The organism is Allobosea lathyri (genome assembly GCF_900108245.1).
In the GTDB taxonomy this organism is placed as follows: Bacteria; Pseudomonadota; Alphaproteobacteria; order Rhizobiales; family Beijerinckiaceae; genus Allobosea; species Allobosea lathyri.
Genome location: NZ_FNUY01000005.1, coordinates 59889 through 72737, shown reverse-complemented (window position 1 = coordinate 72737; position 12849 = coordinate 59889). Strand labels below are relative to the sequence as shown.

The 12849-nt window shown below is 66.8% G+C and carries 13 protein-coding genes; 2 read left to right on the top strand and 11 right to left on the bottom strand.

Annotated features, from left to right (window positions below; genetic code table 11):
* Positions 1–84 precede the first annotated feature (84 nt).
* The 6 genes from C4S73_RS13275 to C4S73_RS13250 all read right to left on the bottom strand — a co-directional run bounded on the left by C4S73_RS13275 (position 85) and on the right by C4S73_RS13250 (position 6030).
* The gene (locus C4S73_RS13275; RefSeq protein ID WP_103872994.1) at positions 85–495 is read right to left on the bottom strand and encodes a cytidine deaminase; all 411 of its coding nucleotides are present in this window, start codon (positions 493–495) and stop codon (positions 85–87) included.
* A 5-nt stretch (positions 496–500) separates the two neighbouring features.
* A complete protein-coding gene (locus C4S73_RS13270) occupies positions 501–1475 on the bottom strand; it encodes an ABC transporter permease (protein ID WP_103872993.1) in 975 nt (324 codons plus the stop codon).
* Between the two features lie 163 nt (positions 1476–1638).
* Positions 1639–2739 carry an ABC transporter permease gene (locus C4S73_RS13265; RefSeq protein ID WP_103872992.1) on the bottom strand — a complete coding sequence of 367 codons (1101 nt, stop codon included), beginning with the start codon at positions 2737–2739 and terminating at the stop codon, positions 1639–1641.
* Positions 2736–4262, bottom strand: coding sequence for an ABC transporter ATP-binding protein (locus C4S73_RS13260; RefSeq protein ID WP_103872991.1), 1527 nt, complete (start codon positions 4260–4262; stop codon positions 2736–2738). Before C4S73_RS13260 ends, C4S73_RS13265 begins: the two co-directional genes overlap by 4 nt.
* 5 nt (positions 4263–4267) lie before the next feature.
* Positions 4268–5005, bottom strand: coding sequence for an MBL fold metallo-hydrolase (locus C4S73_RS13255; protein ID WP_146071347.1), 738 nt, complete (start codon positions 5003–5005; stop codon positions 4268–4270).
* A gap of 23 nt (positions 5006–5028) precedes the next feature.
* Positions 5029–6030, bottom strand: a complete 1002-nt coding sequence (locus tag C4S73_RS13250) for a BMP family lipoprotein (RefSeq protein ID WP_103872989.1) — start codon at positions 6028–6030, stop codon at positions 5029–5031.
* Between the two features lie 159 nt (positions 6031–6189).
* Here C4S73_RS13250 and C4S73_RS13245 point away from each other — a divergent pair, with 159 nt between their 5' ends.
* Entirely contained in the window at positions 6190–6993 is an 804-nt protein-coding gene (locus C4S73_RS13245; protein WP_103872988.1) for a HesA/MoeB/ThiF family protein, read from the top strand.
* A 130-nt stretch (positions 6994–7123) separates the two neighbouring features.
* Here the strand turns inward: C4S73_RS13245 and gshB are convergent, their stop codons facing one another.
* From gshB to rsmI, 3 genes are all read right to left on the bottom strand, one after another.
* The gene (gshB, locus tag C4S73_RS13240; RefSeq protein ID WP_103872987.1) at positions 7124–8062 is read right to left on the bottom strand and encodes a glutathione synthase; all 939 of its coding nucleotides are present in this window, start codon (positions 8060–8062) and stop codon (positions 7124–7126) included.
* Between the two features lie 71 nt (positions 8063–8133).
* Positions 8134–8526: a YraN family protein gene (locus tag C4S73_RS13235; RefSeq protein WP_103872986.1), complete on the bottom strand. Its 393-nt coding sequence runs from the start codon at positions 8524–8526 to the stop codon at positions 8134–8136.
* Complete coding sequence (gene rsmI / locus C4S73_RS13230) at positions 8527–9441, bottom strand: 16S rRNA (cytidine(1402)-2'-O)-methyltransferase (protein ID WP_103872985.1); 915 nt, start codon at positions 9439–9441, stop codon at positions 8527–8529. It abuts the gene before it with no gap.
* A gap of 189 nt (positions 9442–9630) precedes the next feature.
* On the opposite strand from rsmI, the gene C4S73_RS13225 reads away from it, so the two are divergent.
* On the top strand, positions 9631–10839 hold the full coding sequence (locus C4S73_RS13225; protein WP_244595589.1) for a penicillin-binding protein activator: 1209 nt from the start codon (positions 9631–9633) through the stop codon (positions 10837–10839).
* A gap of 111 nt (positions 10840–10950) precedes the next feature.
* On the opposite strand, the gene hemW is transcribed toward C4S73_RS13225, so the two are convergent.
* Together hemW and rdgB are read right to left on the bottom strand one after the other, a co-directional pair.
* Entirely contained in the window at positions 10951–12153 is a 1203-nt protein-coding gene (hemW, locus tag C4S73_RS13220) for a radical SAM family heme chaperone HemW (protein WP_103872984.1), read from the bottom strand.
* Positions 12150–12785: an RdgB/HAM1 family non-canonical purine NTP pyrophosphatase gene (gene rdgB, locus C4S73_RS13215; RefSeq protein WP_103872983.1), complete on the bottom strand. Its 636-nt coding sequence runs from the start codon at positions 12783–12785 to the stop codon at positions 12150–12152. The genes hemW and rdgB overlap by 4 nt, the downstream gene beginning before the upstream one ends.
* Positions 12786–12849: the final 64 nt, after the last annotated feature.

Genomic DNA, 12849 nt, shown 5'->3' with positions numbered 1-12849 from the left:
CCTGCCCGCCGATGTCACAAGCCTGGACGGAAGGTCCGGAAGCCGCGCAGATCACTTGCCGCAATTACAAATCACTTGCCTCAATTATTTCGGCAGGTTGGCTGGCCCAAAGGAGGCTGGCAACAGCTCCACCAGCGAAAAGTGGGCGCGGATGCCGTCTGGCCCGGCAATCGCGACCGCTGTGTCGGGCGTCGCGAATTCGCGGATGCGCTGGCGGCAGGCGCCGCAGGGCGTCACCAGTTCCGCGCCCTCGCCGAAGACCAGGATAGCGCGAATCGCCCGCCCGCCCCCGGCGATCATCGCTGAGACGGCACCTTGCTCGGCGCAACTGCCGGACGGATAGGCGGCGTTCTCGACATTGCAGCCGGCATAGACCACGCCGTCATCGGCCAGCAGTGCCGCCCCGACCTTGAACCGCGAATACGGCGCATAGGCCAGAGTCTGAACCTGCGCGGCAGCTGTGAAGAGGACATCGAAATCGGTCACATCCGTCATCCGGCTCAGCGTTCCTTGACATAGGGCACGCCCGAGGCCTTGGGCGGCGTTGATTTTCCGATGAAGCCTGCGAGCAGGATCACCGTCATCACATATGGCAGCGCCTGGATCGCCTGCACCGGCACCTGCCCGATGCCAGGCAGAGCAACGCCCTGCAGCCTGATCGCGATGGCGTCGAGCAGGCCGAAAAGCAGGCAGGCGCCCAGCGCCGGCCAGGGCCGCCAATTGGCGAAGATCACGGCCGCAAGCGCGATGAACCCCTTGCCGGCCGTCATATGCGGCAGGAAACCGGCCGATTGCGAGACTGCGAGATAGGTTCCGCCCAGCCCGCAGAGCACGCCGCAGATGATGACGGCGCCATAGCGCAGCCCGGTGACCGAAATACCGGCGGTATCGACAGCCGCGGGGTTCTCGCCGACGGCGCGCAGCCGCAGGCCGAAGCGCGTCCGCTTCAGCACGAACGCGGTCAGGAGGACCGAGGCGAAGGCGAGATAGACCGGCGCACCATGGCCTGAGATGACCTCATCATAGAACAGGCCGAGCACCGGCACATGCTCGCGCATCGCGGCGGCGAAGGGCAGTGTCAGGTCACCGAAGCGCGCGCCGCCCTCCAAGGTCGGCGTCCGGCCGCCCTGCGCGTACCAGGCGTTGCCCAGCACCACGGTGAGCCCTGCCGCCAGCATGTTGATGGCGACGCCCGAAACGATCTGGTTGCCGCGCCAGGTGATGGCGGCAAAGCCGTGAACCAGTGACAACAGCACGGAAGCCAGGATCCCGGCGCCGAGCCCGGCCCAGGCGGAGCCGGTCGCGAAGGCTGCGACCGCCGAGGCGAAGGCGGCGATCAGCATCTTGCCCTCGAGCCCGATATCGACGACGCCGGCCCGCTCCGACCAGAGCCCCGCCATCGCCGCGCAAAGCAGCGGGATCGACAGCCTGATCGCCGAATCGAGGATGACGGCGATGGTCGCGATCCACTCCATCGTCAGCGGCTTCCTTCTGTCTTTCCGGGGCTTCGCGCAGCGAAGAACCCGGAACCCACGATTGGGCGCGTGCAGTTGAGGCCATGGCTGCTGGGTTCGCCCAGTCGTGGGTTCCGGGTTCCGTCCTGCGGACCGACCCGGAATGACAGGAGGGCTCGTGTCCTCATGCTCTCCGCCCCAGGCGCAATCCACTCGCCACGAACCGGCGAAACAGGCCGTCCAGCGCACCGGCGAAGAGGATGATGACGCCGCCGATGACCACGACCATGTCGCGGGTGATGCCGGGCTTGTCGAAGGAGAGCTCCGCCCCGCCCTGATAGAGCACGCCGAACAACAGAGCGGCGAGCCCCACGCCGATGGGATGGCCGCGCCCCATCAGCGCGACCGCAATGCCGACGAAACCATAGCCGGCAGTGAAATCGAGCAGCAGCCTGTGCTGCACGCCCATCACCTCATTGACCGCGAGCCCCCCGGCAAGCGCCCCCGAGATCGCCATTGCGACCATGGTGATGCGCGCGGGCGAAATGCCGGCATAGGCGGCGGCGCGCGGATTGGCTCCTACGGTGCGAATGCAGTAGCCCAGCCGCGAGCGGAAGATCAGTGCCCAAATCGCCACGAGGGAGGCCAGCGCCAGCAGGAATGCCGTGTTCAACGGCGTTGCCGGCAGCTTCAACCCGAGGGGCGCGAGCAGCTGATGCATCGGGGTCAGGATCGCATGCCCCGCAAAATTCGCGGTTTCCGGCTGCATCGAGCCCGGCTTCCCGATGACCTCGACCAGCAGGTAGACGATCAGGGTCGCGGCGATGAAGTTGAACATGATCGTGGTGATGACGACATGGCTGCCGCGCGTCGCCTGCAGCCAGCCCGGAATGAAACCATAGAGCGCGCCGCCCGCCGCTGCCGACAGGATGGCGAGCGGCACGAGCAGGAAGCCGGGCAGGGGCTGGAGCCAGAGACAGGCCAGCGCCGCGAAGACGCCCGCGATCGTCGCCTGGCCCTCGCCGCCGATATTGAACAATCCGGCATGGAAGGCGACCGCGACGGCCAGCCCCGTGAAGATGAAATTCGTGGTGTAGTAGAGCGTGAAGCCGATGCCCTCGGCGCTGCCGAGCGCGCCGCGCAGCAGGAGGGCCGTCGCCTCCAGCGGGCTCTCCCCGATGCCGAGCACGACGAGGCCGGCGACGAGGAGCGCTGCCGCGACGCTGACGAGCGGCACGAGCCCGGCATCGGCCCAGCGCGGGAGGTCGATGGGAGCCGCGCTCATGCCGCCCTCTCGTTCACGCCCGCCATCAGCAGGCCGAGATCGCGCTCGTCTGCCGTTGCAGCTGCGCGTTCGCCGGTGATCCTGCCGCCGCACATGGCCAGGATCCGGTCGGACAGCGCCATCACCTCCTCCAGTTCGACGGAGACGAGCAGGATCGCGACGCCTGCATCGCGCAGCGCGATCAGGCGGCGGTGAATGAATTCGATCGCGCCGATATCGACCCCGCGCGTCGGCTGGCCGACAAGCAGCACCTTGGGATGCCGCTCGATCTCGCGGGCAAGCACGATCTTCTGCTGGTTGCCGCCGGAGAATTTCGCGGTCTTCAGGCCGGGATCGGGGGGGCGCACGTCATAGGCGTTGAAAGTGGTGCGGGCATGGGCCTCGATCCGTGACGGCGACATGAAAAGCCCGGTGCCGAACGCGGTATCCTCCTGATAACCGAGGATCGCGTTCTCCGCCGCCGAAAAAGCCGTGACGAGGCCGGTGCGCTGCCGGTCCTCGGGAATATGCATCAGCCCGAGCTTGCGCAGCTTTGCCGGGGAGCGATCCGCATTGTTGAGGATGCGCCCGCCGAGCCGGATGACGCCGCGTGAGGACCGCAGCAGCCCGGCGAGAACCTCGAGCAATTCGCTTTGCCCATTGCCGGCAACACCGGCGATCCCGACGATCTCGCCGGCATGGAGCGTCAGGCTGAGATCTTGCAGCAGTTCGACGCCGCGCGCATCCCGAACGCCGAGGCCGACGGCCTCAAGCACGGGCTTGCCGCGCCGCCGGGCCTCCTTCTCGACACGCAGCAGCACGCGCCGGCCGACCATCGCCTCGGCCAGTTCGGGCGGCGAGGTCTCGGCGGTGGTGAGATGCGCCACCATCTCGCCGCGTCGCATCACCGAGACGGCGTCGGTGACGTCCATGATCTCGCGCAGCTTGTGGGTGATCAGGACCACAGTCTTGCCCTGGGCCTTAAGCGCGCGCAGCAGCGCAAAGAGCTGGTCGGCTTCCGGCGGCGTCAGCACGGCGGTTGGTTCGTCCAGGATCAGGATGTCGGCGCCGCGATAGAGCGCCTTCAGTATCTCGACGCGCTGCTGCAGGCCGACCGAGAGGTCGCCGACGATGGCGTCGGGGTCGATGACGAGGCCGTAATCCTGCGCAAGCCGTGCGAGCTCCGCCCGCGCCTTGCCGACCCCGTTCTTGAGCCAGGCCGCGCCTTCGGCACCGAGAATGATGTTCTCGACGACACTCAGCGTCTCCACCAGCATGAAATGCTGGTGGACCATGCCGATGCCGGCGGCGATCGCATCGGCCGGCGAACGGATTTGCCTGGCTTCGCCTGCGATCCTGATCTCGCCGGCATCGGCCTCGTAGAAGCCGTAGAGGATCGACATCAACGTTGATTTGCCCGCGCCGTTTTCGCCGACGATGCCGTGGATCGAGCCCGCAGCGATGGAAAGCGATACGTCCTTATTGGCCGCTACCGGTCCGAAATGCTTGCTGATGCCGCTCAGCGCGATGGCGAGGGGCGGCATGCTGCTCACAGCGCGATCACCATGCCGTCATGGGCGCGCTCTTCCGGCAAGGGCTCCTGATGCGCGAGCATGCCGAGGCCCATATGCGTCAGGATGATGCGGGGCGTCGCAAGCTCGGCGCGATGCGCGGCGAGCGTCCTGTAGTCGAGATGGTTCGCGAGTTGCAGGTCATAGGCATAGCACTCGACGAGCAGCACGTCGGCCCCGGCCGCGAGCGGGATCAGCGCTTGCGTCCACGCCGTATCCCCGGAAAAAGCGAAGACCTTTCCGCCATGGCTCAGCCTGTAGCCCTGGCAAGGGCCTGCGCGCTCGTCATGAACCATCGCGAAAGCTGCGATCTCGAGCCCGGCAAGCGTCGCCGGCTGTTCGGGGCTGACTTCGACGAACTCGATCGGAAAGCGCCAGATATTGGTGGCCGCGCCAGGGAAATCGGCGTCGAGCGCATGCCATGCCCGGTGCTCGACGCCCACGGGCCCGGCGATCGTCAGCGGCTCCTTGCGCCGCGAGACGAATTGCGCGTCGAGCAGGAACCCCGGCAGCCCGCCGAAATGATCGCCATGGAAATGCGTGAACAGCAGGGTCGAGATGCCGTTGCGGGCGATGCCGGCCTTGTTCAGCGCCACCATGCTGGATGAGCCGCAATCCAGCAGCATGCGTTGCTTGCCGGCCTCAACATGCAGGCAGGTGTTGAAGCGCCCGCCGGAGCCGAAGGCATCGCCAGAGCCGAGTATCGTGATGTTCATGGCGTGAAGCGCGACGGCATGCCTCACATCGTGCACTTGGAATCCGACATGTAGTCATGGACCTTGATGGTGCCGGAGATGATCTCCGCCTTGGCCTTGTCGGCGGCGGCCTTCATCTCATCGGTGATCAGCGACTTGTTGGCATCGTCGAGCGCCCAGGCGACGCCATCCTCCTTCAGGCCGAGGACCTGAATCCCGGGCTTCCAGCCGCCGTCGCGGGCGGCCTTGAAGGAATTATAGGCGGCGACATCGACGCGCTTCAGCATCGAGGTCAGCACCTTGCCGGGCTGGAGCGAATTCTGGTTGGAATCGACGCCGATGCCGAGCTTGCCGGCGTCGGCGGCCGCGCGCAGCACACCGATGCCGGTGCCACCCGCCGCGTGGTAGATCACGTCCGCGCCACGGTCGATCTGTGATTTCGCGAGTTCGCCGCCCTTGACCGGGTCGTTCCAGGCGGCCGGCGTCGATCCCGTCATGTTCTGGAAGATCTCGGCATCCTTCTTCGCGGCCTTCACGCCCTGGACATAGCCGCAGGCGAATTTCCGGATCAGCGGGATATCCATCCCGCCGACGAAGCCGACCTTGTTGGTCTTGGAGGCGAGGCCGGCGAGCAGGCCGACGAGATAGGAGCCTTCATGCTCCTTGAACACGACCGACTGCACATTGGGCAGGTCGACCACCATGTCGATGATCGTGAACTTCAGGTCCGGGAACTCGGCCGCGACCTTTTGCAGCGCGGTCGCCTGGCTGAACCCCACAGCGATGATCGGCGAGTTGCCGTCGCGGGCGAAGCGCCGCAGTGCCTGCTCGATCTGAGCGTCGTTCGTCGGCTCGAAATCGCGGAACTCGACGCCGGTTTCCTGCTTGAACCTGTCGGCGCCGATGAAGACGCCCTCGTTGAAGGATTTGTCGAACTTGCCGCCCTTGTCATAGACGACCGCCGGCTTGATCGCCGTCTGCGCCATCGCCGCGACCGCCGAGAGCGCGACGCCGGCCAGCGCCAAAGCGAGAGATTTCAACCGCATGTGACAAATCCCCTGTTCGATCTGCGGGGCGGTTTGCCACCCCTGCTTGGCCGCACGATGGCATGGCTTGGCGGCGCGGCCAAGCCGGCGCAGGCCACTAGGCTGCGAGCAGCCACGATGCGATTGCCCGGGACGCCAGTTGGGCTTAACTCTGCTGCGATGAGCCTGAACGACGAAGAGATCGAGCGCTATGCCCGCCATCTGGTGCTGCCGGAAATCGGCGGGCCGGGCCAGCAACGGCTGAAGCGCTCGCGCGTCCTCGTCGTCGGTGCGGGCGGACTTGGCGCGCCGCTGATCCAGTATCTCGCCGCTGCGGGCGTCGGGCATATCGGCATCGTCGACGACGACATCGTCTCGCTCTCCAACCTGCAGCGCCAGACGATTTTCGGCACCGCCGATATCGGCGCACATAAGGCTGTTGCCGCCGCGGCCTTCGTCAACCGCCTCAACCCGCATGTCGTGGTCGAGGAGCATGTCACCCGCCTCGATCCCCACAATGCCCGCGCCTTGATCGCGTTCTATGACGTCGTCGCCGAGGGCTCCGACAATTTCGCCACGCGCTATGCCGTCTCGGATGCCTGCTTCCATGAGAAGAAGCCGCTGGTCATGGGTGCGCTCGGCCGTTTCGACGGCTCGCTGACCACGATCCGTGCGCATGAGACGGCAGCGGACGGCCGGCGCAATCCAACCTATCGCTGCCTGTTCCCCGTCGCGCCGCCACCGGGAACAGTCGCGCCCTGCGCCGAAGCCGGCGTGCTCGGCGCCATGCCCGGTGTGATGGGTTCGCTGATGGCGCTGGAAGTCATTCGCGCCATCACCGGCTTCGGCGAACCGCTGGTCGGCAAGCTGCTGCTGGTCGATGGCCTGACCATGCGCTTCGAAACGCTGCGCTATGCCTGGGACGAAGCCAACAGCCTGAACGGCGCGCCGGTTAAGCCTGATGTTAGCCCGTCACGGCTATAGCACTCGGGGTAAAAGGTCGTCACGCCCGGCCATGACCGGGCGCCGCGAGATCGGGCTGGGAGCCTGCTGGAAGGGACATGTAAAGGCGAAGTAGTCGGCGACGCCTGCCGCCGGCGCTCTCGCTTGCTGCCTATTTCTTCGCTTCGATCACATCCCAAAGCTGCGCCGCCAGATCCGGGCCGCCGAGCTTCTTGATCGCGCGCACGCCGGTCGGCGCTGTAACGTTGATCTCGGTCAGGTTGCCGCCGATCACGTCGATGCCGACGAGAAGCAGGCCGCGCTCGCGCAAGGTCGGGCCGATCGCCTCGCAGATTTCAAGCTCGCGCTTCGAGAGGTCGGTTGGCTTGGCTGCGCCGCCGCGCACCATGTTGGCGCGCAGGTCTCCGGTCGCCGGCACGCGATTGACCGCGCCCGCCGCCTTGCCGTCGATCAGGATGATGCGCTTGTCGCCCTCGGAGACCTCTTTCATGAAGCGCTGGACCACCCAGGGCTCACGGAAAATGCCGGCGAAGAGATCAAACAGCGAGCCGAAATTCGGGTCGTCCTTGCCGGTCTTGAACACGGTCGCGCCACCATGGCCGTAGAGAGGCTTCATCACGATCTCGCCGAACTCGTCGCGGAACGCCTCGATCTCGGCCTTGTCGCGGGTGATCAGCGTCTGCGGCATCAGTTCTGGAAAATGCGTGACCAGAATCTTTTCGGGCGCGTTGCGCACCTCGGTCGGGTTGTTGACCACGAGCGTCTTGGGGTGGATGCGCTCCAGCAGATGCGTCGTGGTGACATAGGCCATGTCGAAGGGCGGGTCCTGCCGCAGCAGCACGACATCGAGCGTCGAGAGGTCGACCCGCTCCTCGGCTCCGACGCTGAAATGGTCGCCCTCGACATCGCGCACCGTCACCGGCTTGATCCGCGCCGTGACCTTGCCGTCGCGCAGGGTCAGCTTGTCGGGCGTGTAAGTGAAGAGCGTATGCCCGCGTGCCTGTGCTTCCAGCATCAGCGAGAAGCCGGTATCGCCGGCGATCCGGACTTTCTCGATCGGGTCCATCTGGATGGCGACGGTGAGGGTCATGGGCGGCGTTCCTGTTGCGGCGCGTCGTTATCGAACGGCGCGCACCGCGTCCGCAAGTGGGCTGCCTTGCGTCACAAGACAAGCTCGAAGACAGCAGGCACATGGCGCGGCTGTCGCCATGGCGCCAGAAAGACGGCGTCGGCCCGCAGATGATGGTCCATCGCCCAGGCATTGCGCGAGAGCCATTGCCGGATACGCGCCTCGACGAGGCGGCGCTTTTCCGGCGTGATCGCGGTCAGCGCGTCGTCGATCCGCCCGCGCGCCTTGACCTCGACGAAGGCGACGGTGCGGCCGCGCTTCATGATCAGGTCGATCTCGCCGCCCTTGCCGCCGAAGCGCCGGGCCAGCAGGCGGTAGCCCTTGGCCGAGAGCCAGAGGATGGCCAGCCATTCATAGCGCAGCCCGGTGACGCCCGAGCGTCTTGCGCGCCGGCTGCGATCGCCACTTGGCCGTGAATTGCTCACTCAGGGCTCGTCGCGGGTGAGTTCCAGCGCGCGCGCATAGATCTTGCGGCGCGGCTGTCCGGTTTCCGCTGCGACCTGAGCCACGGCCTCCTTCAGGGAAACGCTCGCCAGCGCCGTGCGCAGCCTTTCGTCGATGACATCGGCGACGGGCGTCAGCTCTTCGGCTCCGGGCGGTCCGATGATCACGACGATCTCGCCGCGCGCCTCCTCCTCGGCCTCGTAATGCCCGGCGAGTTCGCCAAGCGTGCCGCGCCGGACGTTCTCGTAATATTTGGTCAGTTCGCGGGCCACGGCGGCCGGCCGTGCCCCGAGCACGGCTGCGGCGTCGGCGAGCATCTCGGCCAGGCGCCGGGGTGATTCGAAAAAGACCAGCGTACCGGGAATCGCGGCAAGCTCCGTCAGGCGTCCGCGGCGCGCTGCGGCCTTCGGCGGCAGGAAACCCTCGAAGAAAAAGCGATCGGTCGGCAGGCCCGCCAGCACGAGCGCTGCCAGAACCGCCGAGGGGCCGGGAATGCCGGTGACCGGCAATCCCTCGGCGACAAGTTCGGCCACAAGCTTGTAGCCGGGGTCCGAGACCAGCGGCGTGCCCGCATCCGAAATCAGCGCGAGCTTGCCGCCTTCGCGCAGCTTGGCCAGAATTTTCGGCCTCATCTGCTCGGCATTGTGCTCGTGATAGGGATAGAGCGGCGTCGAGATGCCGTAATGCGCCAGCAGCGTCTTCGACGTCCGGGTGTCCTCGGCCAGGACGCCGTCGGCGGCGGCAAGCGTCGCCAGAGCGCGGAACGAGATGTCGCGCAGATTGCCGATCGGCGTCGCGACGATATGGAGGCCGGGCGCGAGCGGCTCGGCCTCGGCCTTGAGTCCGAAGGCGGTGTAGCTCGAGCTGCGCGGCGGTGCTGTGGGGGCGGTCGACATCGGCGCACGCTGCCACAAGCGCCCGCAATGCGCCACGGCCCGACAGCGCCGAATGCAGCATCGCGCAATCGCAACACAGAGTTAACAACTTGAAAATACGATAGCGCACTGGCAGGAGAGCCCCACGGTCGGGGGACTGCGCTGCCGGACAGGCGTCTCGCCGGTCCGGCCTATGACTGGAGATCGCCCGTGTTGCGTTATCGGCACCTTGCACCGGTCTTTCGGTTGAGCATCCCGACGCTCGCCGTCGCGATGTCCCTTGCGTTGGCCGCATGCAGCGGCGGCCCCTCCGGCCTGCCGGGCTTCGACAACTCGTCCGGGCAGGCCCAGCCTGCGCAAAGCACCGGCCAGACGCTGGGCAACGGCAAGGTCAAGGTCGGTCTCATCCTGCCGCTGACCGCCGAAGGCCAGGGGGCGGTCGTCGGCAATTCGCTGAGGAATGCCGCCGAAATGGCGTTGGCCGAATTTCCCGGGGCGGATCTGACGCTGCTGGTCAAGGATGATCGCGGCTCTCCCGAAGGCGCTCAGGCCGCCGCACAGGAGGCCCTGCGCGAAGGTGCAGAGCTGATCATCGGCCCGCTCTTCGCCCCCTCCGTCCAGGCCGCGGGCCAGGTCGCGCGGAGCGCCGGCAAGCCGGTCATGGCTTTCTCCAGCGACACCAGCGTCGCCTCACGCGGCGTCTATCTGCTCTCGTTCCCGCCGGAGAACGACGTCAATCGCGTTATTGCCTATGCCTCGACGCAGGGGCGCAAATCCTTCGCCGCGCTGGTGCCCGACACGGCCTATGGCAAGGTGGTCGAGGCCGCTTTCCAGCAGGCGGTGGCGAGCCTTGGCGGCCGCGTCGTCATCATCGAGCGCTTCGGGGCCGATCAGGGCGCCATGCGCGCCTCCGTGAGCCGGCTCGTGCCGGCACTGCAGCAGGCCGATGCGCTGTTCGTGCCGGCGGCGGCCGACACCATGCCCGCGCTCGGCCTCGCGCTGCAGCAGGCCGGCTACGATCCCGCCAAGGTCAAGCCGCTCGGCACAGGCGTCTGGAACGATGCCAATGTCGCGCGCGTGCCGGCGATCCAGGGCGGCTGGTTCGCCTCGCCTGATACGGCTGGCTTCAATGCTTTCGCCGGGCGCTATCAGGCCCGCTTCAACAGCGCGCCGACACGCACCGCGACGCTGGCTTATGACGCTGTCTCGCTCGCGGCGGCTCTGGCCCGCACTCAGGGGTCGCAGCGATTCTCGGAATCGGTGTTGACGAACGCCTCCGGCTTTGCCGGCGCCGATGGCGTCTTCCGCTTCCGTCCGGACGGCCAGATCGACCGCGGTCTCGCCGTGCTCGAACTGCGCAACGGCCAGATCGTGACCGTGAACGCCGCTCCGCGCGATCTCGGACCGCGGTCGCAGTAGGCAATCCCCGCCGTCATGCTCGCCCTTGTGCCGAGCATCCACGTTTTGACCACGACATTCGGCGGCTGAAGACGTGGATGGTCGTGACAAGCACGACCATGACGCTGATGGCTACGCCGCCAGATCAGCCACCAGCGCGTTGAGCAGCAGCGCGCCGTCCGGCGTCGCCGCGAGCTTGCCGTTCGCCTTGCGGACAAGCATCCGCTCGTCGATCAGGTTCGCGACGCGGGTCGCATTCAGGTTCCGGCCGGACAACGCGCTGAAGATCGTCGGGTCGATGCCTTCGACCAGCCGCAACCCCATAAGCAGATATTCGTCGCCCTGCGCCTCGGCGTTCAGCAGGTCGTCCTCGACCAGCGCATGTCCTTCTGTCTCCACACGCGTCAGCCAGGTTTCCGGCCGTTTTTCGGTCGAATGCGCCATGCGACCCTGCGCCGTTACCAGCCGGCCATGGGCGCCCGGTCCGACGCCGGCATATTCGCCATAGTGCCAGTAGACGAGGTTGTGCCGGCATTCGGCACCGGGCCTGGCATGGTTCGAGATCTCGTAGACCGGCATGCCATGGGCCGCCGTGATCTCCTGCGTGATCTCGTAGAGAGCAGCCCCCGCCTCGTGATCGGGGATCGCGAGCTTGCCGGCCTTGAACAGCCGCTCGAAGGCCGTGTCGGGCTCGATTGTCAGCTGGTAGAGCGAGAGGTGCTCCGCCGCATGGCTGATCGCCAGTTCCAGCTCGGCGCGCCAAAGCGCCGGCGTCTGCTCGACCGAGCGGGCATAGATCAGATCGAAGGAGTAGCGCTCGAAATATTTCCGCGCGATTGCGACGGCATCGAGCGCCTCGCGCGTCGTGTGCATCCGGCCGAGCGCCTTGAGGTCGGCATCGTTCAGCGCCTGCACGCCCAGCGAGACTCGGTTGACGCCCGCCGCGCGAAAATCGCGGAACCGTCCGGCCTCGACGCTGGTCGGGTTGGCCTCCAGCGAGACCTCGCAATTGGGGTCGACAGCCCAATGCTCGCCGATCGCATCGAGAATGGCGCCGACCGTGCGCCCCTCCATCAGCGAGGGCGTGCCGCCGCCAAAAAAGATCGAGGTGACCGTGCGGCCCGGCGCGAGCTGCGCGCGATGGGCGATCTCGCGCCGAAAGGCCGCGATATAGCGTGCCTGATCGGGCGGCTGCAGCCGGACATGGGAATTGAAGTCGCAATAGGGGCATTTGGCCAGGCAGAACGGCCAATGCACATAGACCGCGAAACCGGCACCCGCGGTCGGGTGGTCCGGCACGGGCAGCCGCTCCGTCGGGGCGGCGAGCCCGTTCATGCGGGTGTCCTGAGGCAGGCGGCCGCCAGCTGCGCGAAAGCGCGCGCGCGGTGCGACAGGGCCTCCGCATCGCCGCTTTTCATGGTCGAGCTCATCTCGGCGAAGGTCTGCGCATGCCCATCGGGCTTGAAGATCGGGTTGTAGCCGAAGCCGCCCGTGCCGCGCGGCGCATCGACCACTTCGCCGAAGACCCGCCCCTCGAACAGCTCCTGATTTCCGTCCGGCCAGGCGATCACCAGCGCCGAGACGAAATGCGCCCGGCGCTGAGCGGGCGTGGTCGCGCCGCGCTTGGCGAGTTCTGCCAGCACGCGCGCCATTGCCGGCTTGAAATCCTTGCCCGGGCCGGCCCAGTTGGCCGAGAACAGCCCCGGCGCACCGTCGAGCGCATCGACGCAGATCCCGGAATCATCCGCGAGTGCCGGCAATCCGCTGGCCTGCGCTGCCGCCACGGCCTTGATTGCCGCATTCTCCGAGAACATGTAGCCGGTCTCGTCGGGTTCGGGCAGGCCGAGCTCGCCCGCCGAGACCAGGTCGATGCCATATGGCGCCAGCAATTCGCGCATTTCGCGCAATTTGCCTTGGTTATGAGTCGCGATTACGACCTTGCCGGAGAGAATGCGGTGCGATGTCAATGGTCCAGCCTTTCCGGGCTCGGAAACGGCGCGTCATCCCGGGCTTGACCCGGGATCCATCGTA

Excerpts from the sequence above, each read along its gene's own strand:
- C4S73_RS13275 (WP_103872994.1), bottom strand. The coding sequence starts at position 495 with ATGACGGATGTGACCGATTTCGATGTCCTCTTCACAGCTGCCGCGCAG.
- C4S73_RS13270 (WP_103872993.1), bottom strand. The coding sequence starts at position 1,475 with ATGGAGTGGATCGCGACCATCGCCGTCATCCTCGATTCGGCGATCAGG.
- C4S73_RS13265 (WP_103872992.1), bottom strand. The coding sequence starts at position 2,739 with ATGAGCGCGGCTCCCATCGACCTCCCGCGCTGGGCCGATGCCGGGCTC.
- C4S73_RS13260 (WP_103872991.1), bottom strand. The coding sequence starts at position 4,262 with ATGCCGCCCCTCGCCATCGCGCTGAGCGGCATCAGCAAGCATTTCGGA.
- C4S73_RS13255 (WP_146071347.1), bottom strand. The coding sequence starts at position 5,005 with ATGAACATCACGATACTCGGCTCTGGCGATGCCTTCGGCTCCGGCGGG.
- C4S73_RS13250 (WP_103872989.1), bottom strand. The coding sequence starts at position 6,030 with ATGCGGTTGAAATCTCTCGCTTTGGCGCTGGCCGGCGTCGCGCTCTCG.
- C4S73_RS13245 (WP_103872988.1), top strand. The coding sequence starts at position 6,190 with ATGAGCCTGAACGACGAAGAGATCGAGCGCTATGCCCGCCATCTGGTG.
- gshB (WP_103872987.1), bottom strand. The coding sequence starts at position 8,062 with ATGACCCTCACCGTCGCCATCCAGATGGACCCGATCGAGAAAGTCCGG.
- rsmI (WP_103872985.1), bottom strand. The coding sequence starts at position 9,441 with ATGTCGACCGCCCCCACAGCACCGCCGCGCAGCTCGAGCTACACCGCC.
- hemW (WP_103872984.1), bottom strand. The coding sequence starts at position 12,153 with ATGAACGGGCTCGCCGCCCCGACGGAGCGGCTGCCCGTGCCGGACCAC.